Origin of the sequence: uncultured Campylobacter sp. (assembly GCF_937981295.1) — a bacterium.
Classification (GTDB): domain Bacteria; phylum Campylobacterota; class Campylobacteria; order Campylobacterales; family Campylobacteraceae; genus Campylobacter_B.
The window spans coordinates 1-23,349 of sequence record NZ_CALJPC010000098.1 but is presented as its reverse complement, the minus strand read 5'-3'; the positions used below and the strand labels follow the sequence as shown (position 1 = coordinate 23,349).

The 23,349-nt window shown below is 48.3% G+C and carries 23 protein-coding genes; 15 read left to right on the top strand and 8 right to left on the bottom strand.

What is annotated here, in order from left to right; all coding sequences use genetic code 11:
* Nucleotides 1-51 precede the first annotated feature (51 nt).
* From Q0135_RS10610 to Q0135_RS10590, 5 genes are all read right to left on the bottom strand, one after another.
* Nucleotides 52-1,329 carry a M20/M25/M40 family metallo-hydrolase gene (locus Q0135_RS10610; protein ID WP_297990360.1) on the bottom strand — a complete coding sequence of 426 codons (1,278 nt, stop codon included), beginning with the start codon at nt 1,327-1,329 and terminating at the stop codon, nt 52-54.
* 282 nt (nt 1,330-1,611) lie between these two features.
* The gene (locus Q0135_RS10605; protein ID WP_297990359.1) at nt 1,612-1,872 is read right to left on the bottom strand and encodes a heavy-metal-associated domain-containing protein; all 261 of its coding nucleotides are present in this window, start codon (nt 1,870-1,872) and stop codon (nt 1,612-1,614) included.
* The gene (locus tag Q0135_RS10600; RefSeq protein ID WP_297990357.1) at nt 1,865-2,266 is read right to left on the bottom strand and encodes an aryl sulfotransferase; all 402 of its coding nucleotides are present in this window, start codon (nt 2,264-2,266) and stop codon (nt 1,865-1,867) included. Before Q0135_RS10600 ends, Q0135_RS10605 begins: the two co-directional genes overlap by 8 nt.
* 403 nt (nt 2,267-2,669) lie before the next feature.
* Nucleotides 2,670-3,740, bottom strand: coding sequence for a transglutaminase-like domain-containing protein (locus Q0135_RS10595; RefSeq protein WP_297990355.1), 1,071 nt, complete (start codon nt 3,738-3,740; stop codon nt 2,670-2,672).
* A gap of 394 nt (nt 3,741-4,134) precedes the next feature.
* On the bottom strand, nt 4,135-5,190 hold the full coding sequence (locus Q0135_RS10590; protein ID WP_297990354.1) for a transglutaminase-like domain-containing protein: 1,056 nt from the start codon (nt 5,188-5,190) through the stop codon (nt 4,135-4,137).
* Between the two features lie 107 nt (nt 5,191-5,297).
* Between Q0135_RS10590 and cmoB the strand changes: the two genes are divergently transcribed.
* Entirely contained in the window at nt 5,298-6,191 is an 894-nt protein-coding gene (gene cmoB, locus Q0135_RS10585; protein WP_297990353.1) for a tRNA 5-methoxyuridine(34)/uridine 5-oxyacetic acid(34) synthase CmoB, read from the top strand.
* Between the two features lie 579 nt (nt 6,192-6,770).
* Here cmoB and Q0135_RS10580 read toward each other — a convergent pair.
* Entirely contained in the window at nt 6,771-7,370 is a 600-nt protein-coding gene (locus Q0135_RS10580) for an MBL fold metallo-hydrolase (protein ID WP_297990352.1), read from the bottom strand.
* A 95-nt stretch (nt 7,371-7,465) separates the two neighbouring features.
* On the opposite strand from Q0135_RS10580, the gene nadE reads away from it, so the two are divergent.
* The 13 genes from nadE (at nt 7,466) to cmoA (ending at nt 21,271) form a co-directional block, all read left to right on the top strand.
* Nucleotides 7,466-8,269: an NAD(+) synthase gene (nadE, locus tag Q0135_RS10575; RefSeq protein WP_297990351.1), complete on the top strand. Its 804-nt coding sequence runs from the start codon at nt 7,466-7,468 to the stop codon at nt 8,267-8,269.
* 10 nt (nt 8,270-8,279) lie between these two features.
* Entirely contained in the window at nt 8,280-9,416 is a 1,137-nt protein-coding gene (locus Q0135_RS10570; protein ID WP_297990350.1) for a DegT/DnrJ/EryC1/StrS aminotransferase family protein, read from the top strand.
* A complete protein-coding gene (locus tag Q0135_RS10565; RefSeq protein ID WP_297990349.1) occupies nt 9,409-10,491 on the top strand; it encodes a tetraacyldisaccharide 4'-kinase in 1,083 nt (360 codons plus the stop codon). Before Q0135_RS10570 ends, Q0135_RS10565 begins: the two co-directional genes overlap by 8 nt.
* A gap of 18 nt (nt 10,492-10,509) precedes the next feature.
* Nucleotides 10,510-11,367: an acetylglutamate kinase gene (gene argB, locus Q0135_RS10560; RefSeq protein WP_297990348.1), complete on the top strand. Its 858-nt coding sequence runs from the start codon at nt 10,510-10,512 to the stop codon at nt 11,365-11,367.
* Nucleotides 11,368-11,488: 121 nt separating this feature from the next.
* Complete coding sequence (gene thrC, locus Q0135_RS10555) at nt 11,489-13,042, top strand: threonine synthase (RefSeq protein ID WP_297990347.1); 1,554 nt, start codon at nt 11,489-11,491, stop codon at nt 13,040-13,042.
* The gene (gene kdsB, locus Q0135_RS10550) at nt 13,039-13,761 is read left to right on the top strand and encodes a 3-deoxy-manno-octulosonate cytidylyltransferase (protein ID WP_297990346.1); all 723 of its coding nucleotides are present in this window, start codon (nt 13,039-13,041) and stop codon (nt 13,759-13,761) included. The genes thrC and kdsB overlap by 4 nt, the downstream gene beginning before the upstream one ends.
* Nucleotides 13,751-13,939: a hypothetical protein gene (locus Q0135_RS10545; RefSeq protein WP_297990345.1), complete on the top strand. Its 189-nt coding sequence runs from the start codon at nt 13,751-13,753 to the stop codon at nt 13,937-13,939. The genes kdsB and Q0135_RS10545 overlap by 11 nt, the downstream gene beginning before the upstream one ends.
* Nucleotides 13,936-15,942: an NAD-dependent DNA ligase LigA gene (gene ligA / locus Q0135_RS10540; protein ID WP_297990344.1), complete on the top strand. Its 2,007-nt coding sequence runs from the start codon at nt 13,936-13,938 to the stop codon at nt 15,940-15,942. The genes Q0135_RS10545 and ligA overlap by 4 nt, the downstream gene beginning before the upstream one ends.
* Complete coding sequence (locus Q0135_RS10535; RefSeq protein ID WP_297990342.1) at nt 15,939-16,526, top strand: hypothetical protein; 588 nt, start codon at nt 15,939-15,941, stop codon at nt 16,524-16,526. Before ligA ends, Q0135_RS10535 begins: the two co-directional genes overlap by 4 nt.
* Nucleotides 16,523-17,740, top strand: a complete 1,218-nt coding sequence (locus Q0135_RS10530) for an SAM-dependent methyltransferase (protein WP_297990340.1) — start codon at nt 16,523-16,525, stop codon at nt 17,738-17,740. Before Q0135_RS10535 ends, Q0135_RS10530 begins: the two co-directional genes overlap by 4 nt.
* Nucleotides 17,730-18,242 carry a lipocalin family protein gene (locus Q0135_RS10525; protein WP_297961003.1) on the top strand — a complete coding sequence of 171 codons (513 nt, stop codon included), beginning with the start codon at nt 17,730-17,732 and terminating at the stop codon, nt 18,240-18,242. Before Q0135_RS10530 ends, Q0135_RS10525 begins: the two co-directional genes overlap by 11 nt.
* A complete protein-coding gene (locus tag Q0135_RS10520; RefSeq protein ID WP_297990338.1) occupies nt 18,242-19,639 on the top strand; it encodes a riboflavin kinase in 1,398 nt (465 codons plus the stop codon). The genes Q0135_RS10525 and Q0135_RS10520 overlap by 1 nt, the downstream gene beginning before the upstream one ends.
* A 927-nt stretch (nt 19,640-20,566) precedes the next feature.
* Nucleotides 20,567-21,271, top strand: a complete 705-nt coding sequence (gene cmoA, locus Q0135_RS10515) for a carboxy-S-adenosyl-L-methionine synthase CmoA (RefSeq protein WP_297990336.1) — start codon at nt 20,567-20,569, stop codon at nt 21,269-21,271.
* A 38-nt stretch (nt 21,272-21,309) separates the two neighbouring features.
* On the opposite strand, the gene Q0135_RS10510 is transcribed toward cmoA, so the two are convergent.
* Nucleotides 21,310-21,705 carry a hypothetical protein gene (locus Q0135_RS10510; protein WP_297990335.1) on the bottom strand — a complete coding sequence of 132 codons (396 nt, stop codon included), beginning with the start codon at nt 21,703-21,705 and terminating at the stop codon, nt 21,310-21,312.
* 395 nt (nt 21,706-22,100) lie between these two features.
* Complete coding sequence (locus Q0135_RS10505) at nt 22,101-22,655, bottom strand: hypothetical protein (protein WP_297990334.1); 555 nt, start codon at nt 22,653-22,655, stop codon at nt 22,101-22,103.
* 354 nt (nt 22,656-23,009) lie between these two features.
* On the opposite strand from Q0135_RS10505, the gene Q0135_RS10500 reads away from it, so the two are divergent.
* The coding region (locus tag Q0135_RS10500; RefSeq protein ID WP_367272155.1) for a helix-turn-helix domain-containing protein at nt 23,010-23,349 on the top strand (340 nt) is incomplete at its 3' end.

Genomic DNA, 23,349 nt, shown 5'->3' with positions numbered 1-23,349 from the left:
AGTAAAATTTAAATCCAACGAAGTATAGGACAAAAAGACAAGCCGCTAAATTTATTGCAGTCTAGCGACGATATTTCTCACCACTTCCGCCATCATCTCCACCGACGCTATCTCGCAGTGCTCGTTTACCGAGTGTGGCGAGTGGATGTTAGGTCCTATGGAGCAGGCCTGCAGCTCGGGCTGTTTTGCGACCAGTACGCCGCACTCAAGGCCTGCGTGCACGGCGGCAAATTTGGCCTGCGGCTTTTGTTTTTGCAACTCCTCAAGCACCAGATGGGCAAAGTCGCTGATACACGGCGCCCAGTTCGCCGAGCGGTCGGCTACTCTCACATCAAAGTCCAGCGCGCTAGCCAGCGTGCTAGTCTCAAAGCCTAGATTTTCGAGCCCCTCTCGCTTCATCGCGCGAGCGAAAAAGTCAAACTCGATCACGCCCTCTTTTTGCTTAACGGTCGAGAGATTTATGCTTTCGTTTACCATGCCAAGCTGCGTATCGTAACTACGCACGCCCTGAGCGAAGGAGTTAATTAGCGCCAAAATTTTGCCGCTGTTTACCAACACGTCTGCTTCGCCCTCGCCCAGGCTCTTTACCCACGCTAGGCCGCGCTGCGCCGGCTCATGCGCGCACAGCGCCTTACACACGGCGTTTGCTGGGATCGAGTTGCTCCTCTCGCCAAAATCCAGGCTTATAAGCTCACAGCCCTCCTCGGCGAGAAATTTCGCCAGCAGCTTCGTCGCGTTTGGGATATTTTTATGTATCTCGTTGCCCGAGTGCCCGCCGCTAAGCCTGGTGACGCCGATCTCGTAAATTTTACCGCTCTTTTTGACGCTCGCGGCGCCGATTTTCGCGCTCACGTTTATGCCGCCGGCACAGCCCAGCGTCACGCGGTCGTCCTCCTCGCTGTCTAAATTTAGCAAATTCGGCGATAAAATTTTACCCTTAAAGGCGTTTGCGCCCACGAGCCCGACTTCTTCGTCGTTGGTAAATAGACACTCTAAATTCGCAAACTCCCGCATCGCGCCCATCATCATCGCCACGCCGATGCCGTCGTCAGCGCCCAAGCTCGAGTTTTTGGCTCTTAATATGCCATCCTCTTCGATGAGCTGCAAATTCGGCGCCGCGCCCACGCAAACCATGTCGTAGTGGCTTTGCAAGCAAATTTTAGGCTCGCCCTTTTCGGCGTGGATGTTGCCCGCCTCATCGACGCTCACGCTAAAGCCCTGGCAGCGCGCAAAATCCGCCAAAAACTCCCTCATCTGCTCCGTTTCGCAGCTGCAGTGCGGTATCTCGCACAGCTTCTTAAAATCGTTCATAACCTCGTTTTTTTGCATGTTCACTCCTTGGAATTTATTTTAGCGCGGTGTATATGCGGCGGTGCATATCGCTAAATTTAAGCGCAACCGCACTCGCTTAAGCGCTTGCGAAATTCTGCTAAATTTAAACGCGATCGCGCCGACATAGCGCTTCCGCAAAATACGCGCAGAATTTCAATCGCGCTAGTTTACGCTGCAGGCAAGCCGCGCAAAATGAAATTTTACGTAAAGTCGCATGAATTTTACCGAAATTTAGCAAGAATTTTATTTAAAATTTAGTCAGAATTTTGCCGGGGATTTTTATTTTACGATTACGCCTTCATAGCCCGTTTTAGCGATTGCCTCAAGCATCGCGGTCTCGTTTGCATCATCCTTTGCCGCGACGGTCGCGATTTTGCTCTGCTGTGAAACCTTCGCGCTTATCACGCCTGGTGTTTGCAAAAGCGCCTTTCGCACGATCGTAGTGCAGAGCGGGCAGTGGATTTTTTCCACGTAAATTTTAACTTCTTTGTCGGCAAAAAGCGCCGTAAATCCAAACATCAAAAACAAAATTTTACGCATAAAGCCCTCCTAAAATTTCGGGATATGTAAGCATAAAGGCAAGCAAGGTCCCTAAAAGCACGTAGATCAGAATCCACTTTTTGCGCCCGCTTTGTAGCGAGCATGCGCGCGGCTTTTTGAAAAAGAAAAATGCAGAAAGCGCGAAGCAAAAAAGTGCTAACGCAGAAAGCGGCGCGCGGTAGTTGCCGAAAGCCTCTGCGCCTGAAAAAATGGAAAAGCTCGCGCCGAAAATCAAAAATAAAAGCGCGGGTAGGCAACAAAACGTCGCCGCGACTGCGCTAAAAATCGCGGCAAATATCAGCCACAGACTGCGCGTGCTGAAGCGATTTTTGCCAGGATATTCTCGCTTTTGCGTCAAGGTTTCTTGTGCAGGATTTTCTAGTTCGGTTTTCAAATTTTACCTTTAAGTATAATCTTAATAATCTTGTCGCACCCTCGTCGGCCTTTTGACGCGGAATTTTATCCGCAAATTTTACCACTACCAAATTTCGCACAGAGTGGCAAAGAGGCGAAATTTTAAATTCCGCAAGCCGTAAATTTTAAAATTTCGCGCCGAAAAATTTCAAAATTTTATTCATCTTGGAATTTTAAAATTTCGCCGCTCACAAAATTCTAAAAAATTTTAAAATTCCACGCCAAATAAAGCGCGGAATTTTTTTTCCAATGCAGACGCGGCAGCATGTAGATTAGGCGCGCTTTTACACATCCGCCCAAAGTCGTCTAGCGGGAAGCCTTTCTTGTATACCTACTCAAAAAGCTCAAGTAGTTCGACGTGCCGCATAGCAAAACGCGAACCGCTACAGCTCTTTCGACCTGTAATCGTAGCTGAAATCTTTCGGCGAGTAGTAATTAAGAGTGTTGCCGTCCACTTCGCCGTAAGGATAGCCGAAATTATTGATCGGAAACTGCGCTGGGCGTGGGCTTAGCGTGAAGTCTCTGCCGTAGTTAAAGCCGATCCAGCACATCTCCCAGTTACCAAATAAATACTCGCGGATTTTAACGAGCTTGCTGTCGTCATTGCTTAGCTTCTCGCCGAGTCGCACCTTTGTAACGTCCGCAGGATCGACCGGGATCCAACCGTGGCCTTTTAGATAAAATTCCGCTCTGCAGTGCTGCGCGCCCGAGATATGGCTGACGCTGTCTTTAGGCGCGGCGCCCATTTGAGCGCTAAATCTCGACGCGCCGACGCGGATGCCAAACATCTCTCTTGCGGCTATGCCCTGCGCACGGCAAAGTGCGACGAAAACGCTATTTATGTCGGTGCATTTGCCGCTTAGCTTGCCGCTGCTTAAAATTTGCTTCACGTCCCCTAACCCGCAGCCTAGCACGCTGTTATCGCGCTGCATAGTGTTTGCCACCCACGTATAAATCGCGCGCGCCTTTTCCAGATCACCCTTGATGCCGCCTGCGATCTCGTCTGATTTTTGCTTAACGACGCCGTCGATTTGAATTTGCGTGCTAGGCTCTAAAAACTTCGCTACCTCGGGGTTAAGCTTTTCGTTCGGATTAAATTTTACCTTGCTAAAGTCGGTATTTCGCTCAAAGGTCTCGACGCTAAATTTAATGTTTAGCGTAGGCTTTGCCACCCCGACGTAGCCGGCATAGAGCGTCGGAATTTCGCCGTAGTCCACGGACGGATCGTTGAAATTGCCGTCAAATTTTACGTCGCTTACCTTTTGATATTCCGTGATGAGAGGAAGCGGTATCCAAAGCCGAGTCTGCTTGCCCTCTTCCAAAATTTCGTGATTTAGCGATAGCCCGAAAGTTCTCTTTTTGTCAATGACTTTTTCCCCGCCCAAAATAGTACTCGGAGTTGCCATAACGGCGCCTAAAATCGCAGTGTTTCTTAAAAAATCGCGTCTTTGCATGAAATGCCTTCAAAATAAAATGGCTAAGCCTTAGCCCTAATTTACGCGCGGATTTTAGCCTTTTGCGGCTTTGAAATCGCTAAATTTAAAATTCCGCAAGCCGTAAATTTTGAAATTCTATCCATATTTAAAATTTCAAAATTTTGCTCGCTTTAAAATTTCAAAATTTTGCTCAAAGACATAGCGCGAAATTTCGCCAAAGCGGGCATGATAGCCCGCAAACTAGGCGCGCAGGCAGTATGTATCGGCAGCGTAGGCTAAACCACGCAAAAAGCGCCGCTGTCGCAAAAGCCAAGCGTGCGTTTCGATGAAACGGTTAAACTTTGACGAAGCGCGGCGGCTTAGCTTAAGCAAAATGCGGCGGTAAGGCGGTAAAATGCAAGCCACCAGAGGATTAAATTTCTCGCGAAAAATACTCGTAGATAAAATTTTTAGGCGAGTACGGATCTTTCGGCGTACCGCCCACTTCGCAATACGGATGCGAAAAAATTTCAATCGGAACGTGCGCCGGGCGCGGATTTAGCACGATTTCGCGAGCGTAGTTAAAGCCCAGCCAGCACGGCTCCCAGTTGCCAAAAAGATACTCGCGCACCCGCGCTAGCTTGGAATCATCCTCGCTTAAGTTCTCGCCCAATCGCACCTTTGTAACGTCCGCGGGATCGACGGGGATCCAGCCGTGACCTTTTAGATAAAATTCCGCTCTGCAATGCTGCGCACCGGAAATTTCAAGCGCACCACCACTTAAGGCGCCCATGACGCCCATTTCAGGCGAAAATTTCTGCGCCGTGCCCGTGCGGATGCCGTAAATAGCGCGCGCAGGAATGCCAGCTGCTCTGCAGAGCGCAACGAACACGCTATTAATATCGGCGCATTTGCCGCTTAGCTTGCCGCTGCTTAAAATCGCCGCTGCATCGCCGCTGCCGCATGCGATCACGCTATTATCGCGATTCATATTTTTAGCAACCCACTCGTAGATCGCGCGCGCCTTTTCCAGATCGCCTTTAAGCGAGTCGGTGATCTCGTCTGATTTTTGTTTCGCAGCGCCTTCTACCGGAATTAGCTTTGAAGGCTTTAAAAACTCCTCGATCTCGGGGCTCAAGCGCTCATTTTCATTAAAGCTTACCTTGCTAAAATCGGTGTTTCGCTCCGAAATTTCAATATCGAAGCTAAGCTCAAAATAATCATCCTCTTCGCCTACGACACCTTGCTCGCCGTATTTGCCGACGCCCGCTCTTGCCTCTTTATCGGGTGCGAAGCGCGCGTAGTACGTGCTTATATGATCTCCGCAGATAGCCGACTCTTGCGCATTTGAGCGGGCATGATATTCGCCAAGCAACCTCTGATAGGGCTCTTGCAGCACTAATGGCAGCCAAAGCCGAACCTCTGCGCCGCTACTTGAAATTTCGTGATTAAACCTGAGACTAAATTTTCTCGTTTTTGCTTCTTGCATTTTTTGCTCCTTTGCTTGAATTGCAAGTCGATTTTATCTTTTTGCGCCTTAAAATGGATAAAATTTTATGTTAAAATGGCGCTAAATTTGAAATTTTAGGATTAAAAATGGATCTGCAAAAAATCAGAGACGAGAACTTTAAAAAGCTGCAAAGCGGGCAAAACCGCGAAATTTTAAGCGCGATCGAGGCACTACGAATCGGCGGGTGCGAGTGCGAGTGCGGCGACGTCGTGCGGGCAAGCTTTAGCGCTAGCGCGGAGCAAGAGAATGAAATTTTGCGTATCGCGCGAGCGCTAAAGCCGTGGCGCAAGGGGCCTTTTGCGCTGAATGAGCTTTTTATCGATACCGAGTGGCGAAGCTTCGTTAAATTTAACCTGCTACAGCCGTTTTTAGATCTGAGCGGCAAAACCGTCGCCGACGTGGGCTGCAACAACGGCTACTATATGTTTCGCGCAAGCGAGCTAGCGCCTGCGCGGCTTGTGGGGTTCGACCCGAGCGCGCTATTTTATCTGCAGTTTCGCTTCATCGAGAAATTCTTCCGTAGCGGCGCGAAATTCGAGCTTTTGGGCGTGGAGCATCTGCCCTTTTACGAGCATAAATTCGACACGATCTTCTGTCTCGGCGTCATCTACCACCGCAGCGACCCCGTAAAGATGCTAAAAGATCTGCGAGCCTCGCTAAATGCGGGCGGCGAGGTGATTTTAGACACGATGTATATCGAAGGAGCGGGCGATTTCGCGCTGTGTCCGAAAAACAGCTACTCGAAAATTTCAAATATCTACTTCGTCCCGACCGTCGGCGCGCTACAGAATTGGTGCGGGCGGGCGAAATTTAGAGATTTTGAAATTTTGGCTCAAAAGCCCACGGATGCTAGCGAGCAGCGCAAAACGGAGTGGATCGACGGGCAGAGCTTGGAGAATTTCCTAGACCCGCTCGACAGCTCGCGCACGATCGAGGGCTACCCCGCCCCGAGGCGTATCTACGTGCGGCTTAGGGCGTGATCTACGCCTTTAAGACATTTTTCGTGTACCCGTGCACCGATATAAAATGAGCTTCGGACGCGATCTGCGCTTCTAAAAATGCGTAAAATTTTACTGAATTTATCAGCTCGCGGAGAAAATTTTGATTCGACAGAGCGCGGAATTTAGCTAAATTTAGCGGGCCCCAAATTGGATTAGATCGCATTGTAACGGCTAGGATCGGTACGGCAGTGCAAATTTTAAATTTCGTCTTTTGCATTACGCTTTGCGTCTTGCGCACACGGCGGCACGAAATTTTAAATTTTGCTTTTGCGCTACGCTTTGCGTCTTGCATGCGCAGCAGCGCGGAATTTTATTAATTTAATCAAGCAGCGGTAAATTTTAAAATTTTATCTACGCATCTTCGCCAATGCGCGCAGTACGAACGCAGCGCAAAATTTAACGCCCGCGGCGACAAACAAAGCTGTAAACTGCAATGCGAGTAAAGCGGCATCAATTCCGGTGCCCACGAGCAAAGCGGTATAAAATTTAACGCCGACCGGTCTCATGCCGCTTCACGCCGCTTCTTTTGCGCGACTAAGCGCAGTTAAATTTAAACGATCAGCGCTCAAAAAGCTGCAAAAAATATTTTAAATTTTGCCTCTCGGCCTGCAGGCTAGTATTTGGGCCGTGTCCCGGATATAGCGTAAAATCGCCCTTTATCTGCAAAATTTTATGCAGAGATTCTCTCATCTGCGCGCCGCTTGAAAAGAGAAAATCCCATCTGCCGATAGAGCCTTTAAATATGACGTCGCCGCTAAAGATAACGCCGTCCACTTCAATCATACAGCTGCCCGGCGTATGTCCTGCAAAAAGGCTAAATTTAACGTTAAAGCCCGCTATTTCAAAGCTTTGCTCCTGCCCTTTTATGAGCACGTCCGCTTCTATGGGCTCGGGCATCGTCTCAAAAGGATCCGCTCGCAGCATAAAGGCGTCATCCTCGTGGATATAAATTTTAGCGCCCATTCTTTGCAGCTTCGCATCGTCATAAACATGATCGAAATGCCCATGCGTATTCAAAACCGCCGCGATCTTTCCCGTATTTTGCATCACCCAATCAAAGCTGCCCTGCCCCGGATCGATCACTAGATCGCCCTGCTCGCCCTTTAGAATGTAGCAGTTCGTCGCGTATTCGCCGAAAGCTTTTTTTAAAATTTGCATTTAAATCCTCCTTTTAAGCTTAAATTAAAGCCGTAATTTAGCCAAAAATAGTTAAAATTCGCACAATTTAACGTAAAATTTTAAGGCTAAATATTATGTTTTTGGACGATTTGCTGCCGCAACTGACCGATTTTTTATCGGAGAGACTCGATGAAACGGGCGCGGACGCCTTTGTAGTGGGTATCAGCGGTGGGCTTGACAGCGCCGTGGTTTCCGCGCTTTGTGCACTTACCGAGATCCCCACTTACGGACTTATCCTGCCTAGTGCGGGTTCAAATTTAGAAAATATGGCAGACGGCATCTTTCACTGCGAATCTTTTAATATCCCCTACGAAATCCAAGAGATCGCGCCATTTGTAGAAAATTTTACCGCTTTAAATCCCAGCGCAAGCCCGCTTCGCATCGGAAATTTCGCCGCGCGCGTAAGAATGAGCTTGCTTTATGATTACAGCGCGGCTAAACGCGGCGTAGTCGTAGGCACGAGCAATCTTAGCGAGAGGATGCTAGGCTACGGCACGATTTACGGCGATCTAGCCTGCGCGTTTAATCCTATTGGAGAAATTTTAAAAACCGATCTGTTTAAATTTGCAAAAATTTTATGCATAGACGATGCAATTATCAAAAAAGCCCCGAGCGCCGATCTATGGGAAAATCAAAGCGATGAGCGCGAGCTTGGATACAGCTACGAGATCTTAGATAGCGTGCTAAGAGATATTTTTTCGCACGAAACGCTGCGGACGAAATTTCGCTCAGGCGAGCAAATAACCGCAAACGATCTAAAATATCTGCGAAACTCGCGCCACAATCAAGAGCTAGTGAAATTTATCGTCCGTAGAATTCTTAAAAATAATTTTAAGCTTCGCGCGCCCGCGGTCGCCCGCATAGAGCCCGCACACTAAGGAGAGATTTATGAAAGAGATACCGTTTTATAAGGCTCAAATCGATAAAAAAGAGGAAGACTTAATTAAAAGCGCCCTCTACAACAGCGATATAAGATATAGCGAAATTTTTGAAGAGGATATTTGTAAATATTTCGGCGTAAAGCACGCCGTATCTACCACGAGCGGCACGACGGCGCTGCATCTGGCGCTTTGCGCGATGGATATTAAGCGCGGAGATAAAATTTTATGCTCCGTAAATTCCTTCCCCAATGTCGCCGAAGTGATCCGCCACTTCGACGCAGAGCCCGTTTTCGTAGATATCGATCCGATAAGCTTTAACATCACGAGCGAAAGCCTTGCTCGCACGATAGATCAGAACCGCCACAAGAAACTAAAATGCGCTTTCATCTCGCACATCGCGGGGCTTGCTGCGGATATAGACGCCATCAGCGAGGTCGCCAAAAGCGAAAATATCATCCTTATAGACGATGCGTGCCGCGCTATGGGCGCTACCTATAAAGGCGCAAAAATCGGAGCGCTTAAAAGCTCGCTCATATCGTGCTTTCAGATCAATCCTCAAGCGCAAGACGCGATCTCTACGGCGGGCTTTTTCGTCACGAACGACGATGAGATCGCAAGCGCCGCGCAAATTTTAAGAAACGGCGGCATCGTGGGAGACGCCTTTTACAAAGACGGCAATATGTCCTTTACCTACGACGTCGATCGCATCGGTCAAAAATATGATCTTAACGCTATAAATTCCGCTTACGCGATCGCCCAGTTTGCAAAAACCGATACCTTTATAAAGCGCCGCAAGCAGATCGCCGCAGCGTATCGCGAGCAGCTCGCAAACTGCCCTCACGTGACGCTTCCAAGCGACAGCGAGGAGCATATCTATACTCAATTCATCGTAAAGATCGACAAAAACCGCGACGATTTCGCCAAGGCGCTGATCTCGCGCGGAGTGAGTGTTTCGCTGCACTATGTGCCGGTGCATCTGCTAAGCTACTACAAAAGCAAATATAATTACAAGGTCAATGATTTCCCGAATGCGCTTAAAAACTATCAGCAAATTTTATCCCTGCCGATCTACACGGCGCTTAGCGACGACGATGTGAGCTACATCTGCGAGCAGATCAAAGAGATAGCGCAAAATCGTGTTTAAACTCCTAATCGAGCGAAACCTATACGACCCGAGCCCCGCATGGCTTGCGCTCGGAGTAATTTTAGCGCCTTTATCGCTACTTTATACGCTTATCGTCTGCCTAAAAAGGCTCTTTGCTAAGCCGCAAAAATTTAAAATTCCAATAATCAGCGTCGGAAATTTAACCCTCGGCGGAAGCGGCAAAACCCCGCTAGTGCGAGCGCTTTTTAAAGAATTTAGCGGGGAGCTCAAAACATGCATCATTCTTCGCGGATACGGGCGCAAAAGCAGAGGCTTGCTCGAAGTATCTCTCGGCGGACGGATACTTTGCGACGTAGGGCAAAGCGGCGATGAGGCGATGGAATACGCGCTGTTTCTGCGCGGCGCAAACGTAATCGTTAGCGAAGATCGCGCCGCAGGGATTTTGCGCGCGCAAACTCTCGGCTTTGAGCTCGTGATCTTGGACGACGGATTTTCTAAATTTAATATCTCTAAATTTGATATCTTGCTACGCCCTCAAAGCGCGCCGAAGCTGCCCTTTTGTCTGCCATTCGCCGCATATCGCTACCCGCCGTTTTTTTATAAATTTGCGGATTTCATACCCGCGCAAAGCGACATCTCGCAGGAGCTTAAAATCATTTCGGCGGCGGATCTGCAAAGTAAGCTAAACGGCACGAATGAGATTTCAAATCTCGCCGCGGATAAAATTTCGGATTTAAATTTAAATCGCGCGGCAGATGAAATTTCAAATTTAAACCCCGCGGCTGCGGATAAAATTTTAAATTCTAAAGAGGCTGGTTTTGAAAAATCCCGTACGATCTTAATCAGCGCTATCGCCAAGCCTTGGCGCTTGCAAGAGTTTTTGCCGCTCGCAAAAGCCCACGCATTTTTCCCCGACCATTATGATTTCAAAAAAGAGCAGATTTTAGAGCTGTTAAGGCGCGAGGATGCGGAGCATATCCTTTGCACGGCGAAAGATTACGTGAAATTAAGGGATTTGGGCGCGGAAATTTCGGTGATTTTGCTAAATTTAAAGCTAAGCGAAAACTTTATCCGCGAAATTCAAAACTACATAAACCAAGCTATGATAAAATAAGGTTTTTAAAGGAATTTTATGATAAAAAAGAGCAAAACCGCCGAAGTCATCATCTCCGCGCTGCCCTATATCCGTAAATTTAGAGATAAAATTTTCGTCGTCAAATACGGCGGCGCGGCGCAAACCGACGATACGCTCAAGCTTGATTTTGCCCGCGATATCGTGCTTTTGCATATGGTCGGCATCAAGATCATCGTCGTGCACGGCGGCGGCAAAAAGATCAATCAGACCCTGGATAAGATCGGCGTGCGCAGCGAGTTTAAGGACGGGCTTCGCATAACGAATAAAGACGCGATCGAAATTACCGAGATGGTGCTAAGCGGCGCGGTAAATAAAGAGATCACGGCGCTTTTGAACCAAAACGGCGCGCCCGCGATCGGTATCAGCGGCAAGGACGGCGGGCTTTTGAGGGCAAAATTCCTCGATGAGAAAAAATACGGCTTCGTAGGCGAGATCACCGAGGTAAACACCAAGCTGATAAACGACCTGCTGCAAAAGGACTATCTGCCGGTGATCGCCCCGCTTGCGGGCGGCGAGACGGACGAAAACGTGAGCTTTAATATCAATGCCGATCTCTGCGCCAGCAGGATCGCAGCCGCGCTAAAAGCGAGCAAGGCTATATTTTTAAGCGACATTGACGGAGTGCTCGATAAAGAGGGAAATTTAATCAGCAAGCTTGATGCCGCGCTCATTTCGAAACTTAAAAAGGACGGCACGATCGCAGGCGGCATGATCCCAAAGGTCGATGCATGCCTGCAATGCGTGCGAAACGGCGCAAGTGCCGCGCATATCATCAACGGCAAAATTCCGCACTCGATCCTGCTTGAGCTTTTCACGGACGGCGGCATAGGAAGTTTAATAAAGGAAGAAATTTAGGCGCGAGCGCGGAGGCGGCAGGCTTAAAGCGGCGATGCCGCAAGTCCGCGCAAGCGACCTAAGCGATCAAATTTAAAGCGCCTAGGCGGGCGTAAATTTTAAAATTTTAAAAAGGAAAAAGATGAAACTGGTTTCAACGAGAGATTTTTCGCAAAAAGCGGATCTTAGCTACGCGCTGCTAAATCCGAGCGCGAGCGGCGGCGGGCTTTTCAGCCCCGAGCGGCTGCCGCTTTTGAGCGAGGATTTTTTTAAGCAGTGCGAGGATCTGAGCTACAAACAGATCGCGCTTAAAATCATCGAGAGCTTCGATTTTGACGTAAGCAGCGAGGTCTTTGAGAGCGCGCTAAAGCGCTACGATAAATTTGAAAACCCCGCCTGCCCCGTCCAGATCAAAAAACTAAGCGAGAACGCCTATATTTTGGAGCTTTACCACGGCCCGACGCTCGCGTTTAAGGATATGGCGCTGCAGCCCTTCGGCGCGCTTTTAAAAAGCATCGCAAAATCCAGGAATGAAAAATTTTTAATAATGTGTGCCACGAGCGGCGACACGGGGCCTGCGACGCTGGAGGCTTTTGCGGACGACGAGAATATCAAAGCGGTCTGCCTCTACCCGCAGGGCGGCACGAGCGAGATACAGCGCCAGCAGATGGTCAAACAAAGCGCGGCAAATCTTAAAATTTTAGGCGTGCGCGGCAACTTCGACGATACGCAACGCGCGCTAAAATCGCTGCTGGCAGACGATGATTTCAGAAACGAGCTCGCGCGGGCAAATTTAAACTTAAGCGCCGCAAACTCGGTAAATTTCGGCAGGATTTTATTTCAGATCATCTACTACCTCTACGCTAGCATCTATTTCTCAAAGCACGGCGTATTGGGCTATGAGCAAAATTTAAAGCAAAGCGATCAGTGCACGGCGTGCAGTCAAAATTTAGACGCTGCGACAAGCGCAAACGGCGCGCAGAGCGCAAAACAGAACGCTAAATTTAACACATTCGACGTCATAGTGCCTAGCGGGAATTTCGGCAACGCGCTGGGAGCGTATTTCGCCAAAAAGATGGGCGCAAAGATCGGCAAAATCAAGATCGCTTCAAACGCGAACAATATCCTGACCGAGCTTTTTACGCGCGGCATCTACGATCTGCGCGGGCGCGAGCTCATCCGCACGATCAGCCCTGCGATGGATATTTTAGTTAGCTCCAACGTTGAGCGGCTGCTTAGCGATATGTTCGGCGATGCGCGCACTAGCGAGCTGATGCAAAGCCTGGCGCGAGATAAATTTTACAAACTCAGCGAGAGCGAACTTGCGAAGCTGCGCGAGGTCTTCGAGGCGGATTTTTGCGACGATGCGCAGTGCGCTAAGTTTATCAAGCAAGAGAGCAGCCGCGGCGTGCTGATCGATCCGCACACGGCGACCTGCTTTAAGCTACTTGACGAAAGTCGCCTAAATCTCGTCATCTCGACCGCGAAGTGGATTAAATTTACGCCGTCGATGATCGGCGCGATCAAAGGCAGGGCTTGCGAGGACGAGCGAGCCGATATGATCGCACTTTCGAAGGAATTTCGCAGCGACATTCCGCCGCAGATCTCGCGCCTTTTTAGCGCGCCGCAGGTACACTCCAGCGTCGTGGAGCAAAGCGAGATCAAAAACGCCATAATAGAGTGGATAAAAAAATGATAGTAATCCCCGCACGCCTTGCTTCGACGCGCTTTAAAAATAAAATTTTATGTGAGTTTGATGGCGTTCCGATGTTTATCAAAACGGCTCAGAATGCCGCCAAGGCAGACCGCGTGCTAATCGCCGTGGATGAGCCGCAAATTTTAAAGATCGCGCAAGATTACGGCTTTGACGCCGTTCTCACCGCGCGCGAGCATCAAAGCGGCACCGATCGGATCAATGAAGCGGTCGCAAACGCGGCGCTTGCGGAGAACGAGATCATCATCAATATCCAAGCCGACGAGCCCTTTTTCGAGAGCGAAAATTTGATTAAATTTAAAGATTTCGCCAACGCCATGATCACGCAAAAGGGCGCATTTATGGCGAGCTGTTACAAATATATAAGCCCTCGGGCGGCGGCGGATCCGAATTTAGTCAAGTTAGTGCTTGATAATGCGGGCTTTGCGATCTATTTTTCGCGCTCGCTCATCCCCTATCCACGCGCGGCATGCGAGTGCTACCTCGGACACATCGGCATCTACGCATACAGCGTGCGAAATTTAAAGCGGTTTTGCGCCCTGCCCGCCTCAGCGCTGGAAGATACCGAAAAACTCGAGCAGCTTCGCGCCATAAGCGCGGGCGAGAAGATCGCGATGCTTGGGATCGAAACCGAAAGCATCGGCATCGACACGCCGGCTGATTACGAGCGCGCGCTAAAGGAGTTCGGCAATGAAAATTGATCGCGCCTTTTTAAACACGAAATTTAAAGCGAGCGGACCCACAAAATTTAACGATAATGGGCTGTGCGGCACAGTATTTGGGGTGCACAGACCCGCCGCGGAGCGTAAAATTCTAACGCGACGTAAAATTTTAACGGAGCGCGGAATTTTAAAATTTAAAGATGCGAGCGCAAGATGAATTACGATGAATACAGATCCGCGGTAGATACGCTAAATGCGTGGGCGCGGGCATATTACACCGACGATCGGCCGATCGCAAGCGACGAGGAGTACGACGAGCTTTATTCGCAAGCGGAGAAATTTGAGGAGCAAAATCCCGCGCTCGCGCTGCCCTACTCGCCTACACGGCGCATCGGAGGCGCGATCAGCGAGGGCTTTTCTAAGCTCGCTCACGGCGCGCAGATGTGGTCGATGGAGGATATTTTCGACGACGCGGATCTTTTGGCGTGGCTAGCTCGCGGCGAGAAGAGCGGCGCGCAGTTTTACGTCGAGCCGAAATTTGACGGCGCGAGCTTAAATTTGACCTACGAAGGCGGCGTGCTTATAAGCGCGGCGACGCGCGGCGACGGGCTTATAGGCGAGGACGTGACGCAAAACGCAAGAGCGATCAAATCGGTGCCGCTTCAGATCCCCTACGAGGGAAGGATCGAGATCCGCGGCGAGACGCTGATCGCAAAGAGCGATTTTGACGCGCTAAACGACGAGCGCGCCGCAAACGGCGAGAGCCTGTTTTCAAACCCGCGCAACGCCGCCGCGGGAAGCCTGCGCCAGCTAGATAGCGCGATCGTAGCGAAGCGGAAGCTAAAATTTATCCCGTGGGGAGTGGGCGAGCATTCGTTAGGCTTTGCGCTGCACTCGCAGATAATGGAGTTCGTGCGCAGCTTAGGTTTCTTACGCGACGAGTTTTGCCGCATCTGCAAGAGCGCAAGCGAGATCAGGAGCGCGTACGAGGCGCTACATAGCATGCGCGCGAGCAAAGACCTGATGCTTGACGGCATGGTAATCCGCGTAAACGAGCTTTCAAAGTGCGCACAGATGGGCTATACGGTGAAATTTCCGCGCTTTATGGTCGCGTATAAATTTCCTGCGGTCGAAAAGGTAACGCGGCTGCGCGAGATCAATCTGCAGGTCGGCCGCACCGGCGCAGTCACCCCCGTAGCCGTCGTAGATAGCGTAAATATCGACGGCGCGAACGTTTCAAACGCGACGCTTCATAATTTCGACGAGATCGCGCGACTTGGGCTGATGAAAAACGATTTCGTAGGCATCATCCGCAGCGGCGACGTGATCCCGAAGATCACGAGCGTTTATAAACAGCGCAGAGACGGCACGCAGAGCGAAATTTCGCGCCCGGGTCGCTGCCCGGTTTGCGGCGAGAAGCTACTTGACGAAGGCGCGCTCATAAAGTGTCAAAACCTCGATTGCAAGGCGCGCGTGATAGGCTCGCTGATCTATTTCTGCTCCAAAAAATGCATGAATATTGAAGGGCTAAGCGATGCGACGATCACGCAGCTTTTTGAAAGCGGCAAAATTTCAAAGATCGGCGACATTTACGCCCTCGGCGCGCAGGATTTGGCGGATCTTGAGGGCTTTGCGGATAAAAAAATTTCAAACCTTTTGGGCGCGATAAACGCGAGCAAAAACGCGCCGCTTGAGCGCTTCATCGCTTCTTTGGGGATCGAACACATCGGCGAGGTGGCCGCGCGCAAGATCGCTGCGGCATTCGGGCAGGATTGGCTGGATGCGAGCGAGGATGAAATTTTGCGGCTGGAGGGCTTTGGAGAAGCGATGGCAAGGAGCCTAGCGGAGTTTTGCAAGATAAATCGCGAAAAAATTCTAAATCTAAGCGAAATCATCGCGCCTCGCGCGCCCGAGATGCAGACCGTCAAAAGCGTCTTCACGGACCGCAGCGTCGTCATCACCGGCACGCTTAGCCGTCCGCGCGACGAGTTTAAGGCCAGGCTTTTGGCAATGGGCGCGAAGGTGCAAGGCTCGGTATCTGCCAAGACCGACTTCGTGCTTGCAGGCGCAGAAGCGGGCTCCAAACTGCAAAAAGCCCGCTCGCTTGGCGTGCGGGTGATCGACGAGAGCGAGTTTGAAGCGCTTGCGAGCCTGGCGACGCCCGGCGCAAATTCACCCGGCAAGAGCGAGCCTGAAGTGCTCGCGGGGAGCGGCGAGTGAAGGTTTTTTGTTTGGCGCCAAACCCGCACTCAAACGGCGCGGGATTAAATTTCAAAAGCAATCTCCGCTCTGCGGCGCTTGCGTGTTTTACGAAGCGCGAGAATTTTAAAAATTTTGCGGTACGCGAACGAACGTCAAATTTAACGGCAGAAGCGAGAGCTGCAAATCGAGCAGTCGACGCAAGACCACAGGGCTTTGAAGCGCGCGTAAAAGCGGATGACCGAGAGGCGATTTCTGCGAGGCGGGCGAGCTCTGCCTGCCGCGGCGCTAAAACGGCGCGCACGACGCCGATAGATGCGGCTGCAAGCAAGAATATCTCAAATTTTGCGGCGCGCGAACACTGCGCCGATAGGAAAAATTTTAAAATTTTCGCTAGCGACGATATAAAATTTGCAACGCACGGCGAGCCGAAATTTACAACGCGCAGTATAGCTAAATTTACGGCACGTCGCGGGTTAAAATTTGAGCCTTGCGGTATTGCTACGCGAGGTTTTACTACACGTGATAAAATTTTAAGCTCAAGCTCGCGCAAAAACTGCGCAAGCTTTAAAATTTCATCGCGGCGCGGAGAAAAAGCAAAATGAGATTTGATCTGCTCGTCGCAAATACGCTTAAAATCAGCAGAAATCAGGCTGCCGCGCTAATAAAACAGGATAAAATTTTGCTGCGAGGCGCCATTCAAAACAGGCCCTCTGCACAGATAGCGCCCGAGCAGAGCGGCGAAATCAGCGCGGTTGATCAAATTTACGTAAGCAGGGGCGCGCTCAAGCTTGCAGGCTTTTTGGACGAGCTCGCCGAAAACGGGCTTTTAGCAAGCTGCGGCGCAAATTTGCCTAGCACGGCGGCAGAAATTTCAAAGCCGTGCAGCGCCGCAAAGGACGCGGATAGCAAAGCGGCAGCGACGCAAAAGGCGGGCGCAGTAACGACGCAAATTTCAAGTGCCGATTTTGCGGCTACGAAAAGAATTTTAAACGCGAACGAGACGACCGAAATTCCAAGCGCGGCCGTCACGACAACAAAGAGCGCGAAAGCGACTACCGAGGCGATCCGCAACGTAAAAACTAGCGCCGATACGGCGGAGCTTTTACAAACCGGTGCAGGCAAGCAAACAGTGGAATTTTTACAGATGAGCACAGGCGCCGATACGGCAGGGCATTTGCAAACGGACGTAGACGCCGAAACGGCAGAGATTTCAAATACGGCAGCCTCCAAATCTGGCGGCAAGGCGGGCGCGTGCCGCAGCGAAGGCGGCGCGGAGCCGCTACAAATAAAGCCTTCTCAAAAAGAGGTTTTAAATTTAGCGGGAGTCGATGTTTTGGACGTAGGCAGCAGCACCGGCGGGTTCGTGCAGATTTTATTGCAGCGCGGCGCGAAGAGCGTGACCGCGCTTGACGTCGGCAGCTCGCAGCTAAGCGAAATTTTGCGGCGCGACCCTCGCGTGATAGTGCGCGAAAACACCGACATCAGGGAGTTTGCGAGCAAGAAAAAATTTGATCTCATCACCTGCGACGTGAGCTTCATCTCGCTAAATTTAATCCTAGAAAGCCTCGTGCGCCTTGCAAAAAGCGTTCTCATCGTGCTATTTAAGCCGCAGTTTGAAGTCGGCGCGGAGATCAAGCGAAATAAAAAAGGCGTGCTCAAAGACGAAAAAGCGGCGCGCGCCGCACGGACGAAATTTGAGCGGCTATGCGCCGAGCTGGGCCTTGCCGTGCTGCACGCTAGCGCCTGTAAGATCACGGGCAAAGAGGGAAATCAAGAATTTTTCTATCTTCTAAAAAGGACGAACGATGAAATTTAAAAATTTGATTATTTTGGTGCTAGGCGCCGTTTTTTTGAGCTCATGCGCCAAAAGTCTGAGCCCCAAAGCGCCGATCGTAAAAAACTTCGACATCTCTAAATTTAGCGGCGGCTGGTATGAGATCGCCCGCATGAAGGGCGACGACGATCTGCAAAACACCGCCTACGAGTGCTTCGTCGATAAAAATTCCACCATCAACCTCCTAAAATCAGCCCAAACGAGCTCGGGCAAAATCAAAAACGAGCAGCACGTGTTGGAGTTTGCGGGCGATAAAAACGTAGGTCTGCTCTATCAAAAAGGTCTGATTTCCGACTCCCTCTACCGCGTGGCGCAGGTGGACGGCGACTATCGCTACGCCCTGATCTTCGGCGCCGATACGAGCGAGCTGTATATCCTCTCGCGCACCAAAACCCTGCCCGAGCCGATCCGCATCCTATATCTAAAAAAGGCGAAGCATAGCGGTTACGACACCAAAAAAATCGTCTGGACAAAGCAGCAATAATGGCTAATCAAAAATCATGTAAAGACCATACAGAGGCTTCACTACGGAATTTTAAAGAGCAAAATTTCGTAGCGCAGAATTCCAGCTTGAAAAATTTTACGGAACAGAATTTCACAAGCAATGTGGAAAATTCATCTAAAAGTATCGAACACCCGAAGCAAGAGCTACGCAAAAATAAAACCGGCGATGCGCACCGCGCAGATGAAGCAGACACCGACACCTCTTGCAGCAATGAAACGACTTTTGGCAGTAAAACGGCTTATAATGACGCTTGCAGCAATGACGTAGACGTGCAGGCTCAAGGCACGTTTCCTGCTTGTGCGGAAGTGCTGCGTGCGCGCCTAAGCGAGCAGTTCGCACGAGGCGATATTTTCGCAACGCTACAAGGCTCAAACCGCGATAATGTGCGCGCCGTAGCAATCGGCAACTTCGACGGCATGCACCTTGGACATCAAAAATTATTTGAGCGCCTAGGCGAGCAAGGCGCAATAATCGTAATCCTAGCAGGTGGTGGCACGAAGCTAACCCCTTTTGCGTCACGGCAGGCGTTTACGAACAAAAAGATTTTTTATTGCGATCTACGCACTATCAAAAGCCTTAGCGGAGGCGAATTTATCACACTTTTAAGGCAGAATTTCATAAATTTACAAAAAATTGTCGTCGGCGAGGACTTTAGATTTGGGCGTGATCGGGCGTGGGACGTGGAATTTTTAAGGCGCGAATTTCGTGGGCAAACCTGCGTCGTAGGGGAGTTTTGCTTAAGCGGCGGCGGCGTGCATTCAAGCAGGATCAAAGAGCTTTTATCGCGCGGCCAGTGCGAAGAAGCGGCGGAACTTTTGGGGCGAAATTACGAGATCTGCGGGCGGATCGTGCGCGGTCAGGGGCGCGGGGCGCGGGAGTTCGTAGCGACGCTAAATCTTGATGCGAGCGGCTATTTTATGCCAAAAAGCGGCGTGTATGCGACCCTGGCGCGCGCCGGAAGCAAGGAATTTGCAAGCGTGAGCTTCTTGGGGCACAGGCTCAGCACCGACGGGGCTTTTGCGATTGAAACGCACATTTTAGGGGGCTTTGCGGGCTTCGAGGCCGTAAATTCTGCGCAAGATCGCGCGCCGTGTTGCGGGAGGCAAGCCGCACATTCTGCGCGAAATTTAGATGAAATTTCGGCGTGTAATTCAGTAGAAATTTCTACACAAAATTTTGCGGCGAGTGAGAGCTTGGACGCCGAAAATAAAAATTTAGAGGTTGCGGACAAAAACAGCGGCGCGAAATTTGCTTGCGTGAAATTTATAAAGTTCCTACGTGAAAATCGCAAATTTAGCGATCTAGCGCGGCTTAAAGAGCAGATTTTAAAAGACGCTTCGGAGGCGGAGGCGGTACTACGAAACCGCAAATTTTAATCTACGGCTTGTAAGCTTAAAGATGAAATTTGCGCGCTGTGTGCTTGAAATTTGATGTGTCTGCACGCGTTTTGCATCTAGGCGCATTAAATGAGCCGTCTGCGTCGTCCCGTATAAAAGTCGTGTGCCCGTTGTCATTGAGAATACTTGGTGCACCGCCTGCGTCTGCGATGCCATATGGGAAGTGTACACAAAAGCGGCGCGCAAGCTGCTAAAAAGTCGTTAAATTTTAACGACGTATCGCCTACATGGCTTTAACGCACCTTGAGCTTCAGCTCATGCAAAACAAGGCAAGTGCAAGCCGCGCCAAAAATTAAGGGCGATAAAAAATCTTAGTTGCGCTGCGAAGCTTTAAAATTTAGCAGGGATAAGCTGCCGAGCAAGAGCCAAGCGGCTAAATTATGCGCATAGTCAAACGTAAATTTTACCAAGCGCCTCCATTTACGGCGCGTAAAATCGCAAAATGGGTGCGAAATTCTACTAATGGAGCTTTGACTATGCTTTTAGTTTAAGTTAGTAATTAAAGAATTTAAAGGAGCTGTTTTGGTAGCGTGAGATTTGGCGACGTAAAATTAATGCTGCGAAAATACGGCGTAGAATTTTAAAGATGTATTTGCACGGCGCGGAATTTTAGGGTCTGTCAAGCAAGACATGAAATTTAATCATGCATCAAGCGTATCTGGGCTAGAAGTGGAGCACAAACTGGGATACAGCTCGCTCGCATCAAAAGCGCTCATGCTGCGTTTAAAATTTAGGTATGCTTACGCACGGGGCAAACTAAGCGCAAAAATTCCATGCGTAGCGGTCGCAAATCGAGTGTCGCGTAAGTGCTAAGTGCAGAAAGCGCGGCGTGAGAATTCTGCGCTTAGCATGCGTAGGAAGTATAAATCGAGTGCTGCGCAAATAGCGAAACTAAAAAGGAAACGGATGAAAGACGAAATTTTTAAAGAGCCTATCAAAAAGCAGTTTGAGTTTGACGCCAGCGTCGCGTCGGTTTTTGATGATATGATCGGCCGCAGCGTGCCGTTTTACGAGGCCAGCACGCGACTTAGCAGCGAGCTTTTGGCGCGGATACTGCCGCAAAAGGCCCGCGTGATCGATCTTGGCTGCTCGACTGCGACCGCGCTGCTGGCGCTGTTTGCGCTGCGCCCCGATCTGCGGCTGTGCGGCATCGACAGCTCGGAGGCGATGATACAAAACGCTCGCGCTAAGGCGGCGGCGTTCGGCGCCGAGCTCGAGCTTAGCGTATCGGACGTGCTGGATGCGAGCCTCGCGGACTGCGACGCCGTGATTTTAAACTACACTCTGCAGTTCATCAGGCCGCCGCGTAGGGCCGCGCTCGTGAGTAAAATTTACGACGGATTGCGTGAGGATGGGGTTTTGATCTTTAGCGAAAAGATCGTCTACGAAGAGCCTGCGCTCGCGCGCCGGATGATCGAAATTTACGAGGATTACAAGCGCACGCAAGGCTATTCGCGCTACGAGATCGCGCAAAAACGCGAGGCGCTCGAAAACGTGCTAGTGCCATACACCGAAGCGGAAAACCGCGCTTTGGCGCTGGGCGCGGGCTTTAAGCACGTCGAGAGTATTTTTAAATGGGCGAATTTTATGAGCTTCGCGGCGTTTAAATGACCTCTCTATACCCTCTAAAGATACTTTTACTCTAAAATTTATCTATATTTGACACAACCTTCCTTGCTTACAGATAATTCAAATAGATTTTTTCCATCTTCGGTTTTATAAAATGAAGTGTGCTTGTTAATATAGTCAAAAAATCTACCCATATTTAAAAACCTACAAAACTGCGGACTCGCATTATTAGCCATGTGATTTTCTAATTCTTCAATACTCATATTGCTATTATTTAGAAATAGATTTGTCAAAATCACTACTCTGTTCAGATTCCCATATTCATCGCAAAAAGGTTCATTTATAATAATCATGTTTTGCTGATTTATAGGATATTTTTCATAACTTAAAATTTGTTGCAACGCTATATTGCAACTTTGTTTATTTGCAGAAAAACAACAAGAACATACAACCAAAAAGGCTAGTACTTTTTTCATTTTTAATTCCTCTTATTAAAATTCACAATAATTTTTTCCAAAAAATATAATATACAGATTATTATCGTTGCCACGATAATAACCCACATATCCAAATTCATAACCAAATTGTTCATATCTACAACTTTCCATAGTTGCGTACATGCCATTTATCATATAAGATTTGGCTGTTATTATAAAACATATAGAAATCAATAATATTTTCATGACTACCTTCCTTATGAAAAAATTCTCACAATAAAAATGATTGCCGAGATGATAGAAAGCCACTTAAAAAGCCTATTTAATAAAAATATATGATCTCTATATGGGTTATACGGATTGAACGATGGTCTAAAACTCATACAGTATAATAGGAAAAATATAATTGAGATCAAAAGTGACATCTATGCTCCTTATCTGTACATATCATTGATTACTATTGAATTTAAAACCTGATATATTGTATCTTCTAGGGTCAATAATTTCTGCATATCAACAGAAACAAAATTTATTTCTATAAGATAGTCTCTATAGAATACAAAATATGTATTATTATAGCTTGTAATTTCTAGATTTAATCTCTTTCCTAAAATCTCACTTACCATACCAACAGCTGGTAAATTTTCAATAACTAGCATATCACAAGAAATTAACCGCGATAGCATATTATTTTTAGACATATCCACTATATTGGACTCACAAAATTCTTTGTAATTAGTTTGATTCAATTCTACTCCCATAAAATCCGGTGATTTATATATTAGGACCATAATCATATTTAAATTTGTATCTATAAATTTTAAAACCACATTTGGTCTATAACCATCCTTCAATATAAAGGAATTAGGAATTCCTATTTTCAAATCAAGACCTTTCGCCTTAGGATTATTTTGAGTGGAATAATAGGTATATCCGTCCAATGAAAATGCACTCATAAAAAGAGCAATCATGGAAATAATAGCTTTCATTTTTGCTCTTCTTCCGTATGCTCGCGGTCAATCTTTCTGTAAAAGAAAAAATAAAGTCGTTTGGTGATCCAAATAAAAAATGAAAACAACGCCAATATGAGTATTGGTCCCATTTTTAGGTTATTAAATAAAAGCAAAAAATTTAGAGATCCAACTACTATAAAGAAAGTAATGAATCCTAAAATGCAAGCCAAAATAAAGGCTACAATTTTTTCATATTTACCTCTTTTGAATTTATTGCTTTTTTATAAAACAAAATTACAAATCCATCCATGATTTTCATTTAAAATTAAAAAAATTTCAAAATTACATCATTTACAATTTAATCTCTATAGAAATAATCGCTGATGGAAATTGAAAAAGCATTATATAAGAACTAAACTTATAGAAAACTTTTATATAGGAATTATTTCTATGCTTTCTTTGCCGCAAATAACTACAAAAGAAGAAGATGAAGAATTTTTAAAAATCGTAGCAAGCAATGTTAAGAGAATACGCCAAGAATGTGGTTTAAGCCAGCTAGAAACTGCCCTAAGCATAGGTCAAGCTTCAAACGGATTTTACGCAAACATGGAAAATTTCACAGATCAAAAACGATTCAATTTGCTTCATCTATACAAGCTCTCGAAGCTTTTCAGGTGCAATATAGATGAATTTTTTAAAGATATAAAAAAAATAAAAGAAAGTGCAAAGT

Coding starts and splice junctions, on each gene's coding strand:
- Q0135_RS10580 (WP_297990352.1), bottom strand. CDS start 7,370: ATGCAAATTTTAAAAAAAGCTTTCGGCGAATACGCGACGAACTGCTAC.
- Q0135_RS10520 (WP_297990338.1), top strand. CDS start 18,242: ATGGCTAATCAAAAATCATGTAAAGACCATACAGAGGCTTCACTACGG.
- Q0135_RS10530 (WP_297990340.1), top strand. CDS start 16,523: ATGAGATTTGATCTGCTCGTCGCAAATACGCTTAAAATCAGCAGAAAT.
- cmoB (WP_297990353.1), top strand. CDS start 5,298: ATGGATCTGCAAAAAATCAGAGACGAGAACTTTAAAAAGCTGCAAAGC.
- Q0135_RS10570 (WP_297990350.1), top strand. CDS start 8,280: ATGAAAGAGATACCGTTTTATAAGGCTCAAATCGATAAAAAAGAGGAA.
- kdsB (WP_297990346.1), top strand. CDS start 13,039: ATGATAGTAATCCCCGCACGCCTTGCTTCGACGCGCTTTAAAAATAAA.
- ligA (WP_297990344.1), top strand. CDS start 13,936: ATGAATTACGATGAATACAGATCCGCGGTAGATACGCTAAATGCGTGG.
- Q0135_RS10590 (WP_297990354.1), bottom strand. CDS start 5,190: ATGCAAGAAGCAAAAACGAGAAAATTTAGTCTCAGGTTTAATCACGAA.
- cmoA (WP_297990336.1), top strand. CDS start 20,567: ATGAAAGACGAAATTTTTAAAGAGCCTATCAAAAAGCAGTTTGAGTTT.
- Q0135_RS10605 (WP_297990359.1), bottom strand. CDS start 1,872: ATGCGTAAAATTTTGTTTTTGATGTTTGGATTTACGGCGCTTTTTGCC.
- Q0135_RS10525 (WP_297961003.1), top strand. CDS start 17,730: ATGAAATTTAAAAATTTGATTATTTTGGTGCTAGGCGCCGTTTTTTTG.
- Q0135_RS10510 (WP_297990335.1), bottom strand. CDS start 21,705: ATGAAAAAAGTACTAGCCTTTTTGGTTGTATGTTCTTGTTGTTTTTCT.
- Q0135_RS10545 (WP_297990345.1), top strand. CDS start 13,751: ATGAAAATTGATCGCGCCTTTTTAAACACGAAATTTAAAGCGAGCGGA.
- argB (WP_297990348.1), top strand. CDS start 10,510: ATGATAAAAAAGAGCAAAACCGCCGAAGTCATCATCTCCGCGCTGCCC.
- Q0135_RS10595 (WP_297990355.1), bottom strand. CDS start 3,740: ATGCAAAGACGCGATTTTTTAAGAAACACTGCGATTTTAGGCGCCGTT.
- Q0135_RS10505 (WP_297990334.1), bottom strand. CDS start 22,655: ATGAAAGCTATTATTTCCATGATTGCTCTTTTTATGAGTGCATTTTCA.
- nadE (WP_297990351.1), top strand. CDS start 7,466: ATGTTTTTGGACGATTTGCTGCCGCAACTGACCGATTTTTTATCGGAG.
- thrC (WP_297990347.1), top strand. CDS start 11,489: ATGAAACTGGTTTCAACGAGAGATTTTTCGCAAAAAGCGGATCTTAGC.
- Q0135_RS10610 (WP_297990360.1), bottom strand. CDS start 1,329: ATGCAAAAAAACGAGGTTATGAACGATTTTAAGAAGCTGTGCGAGATA.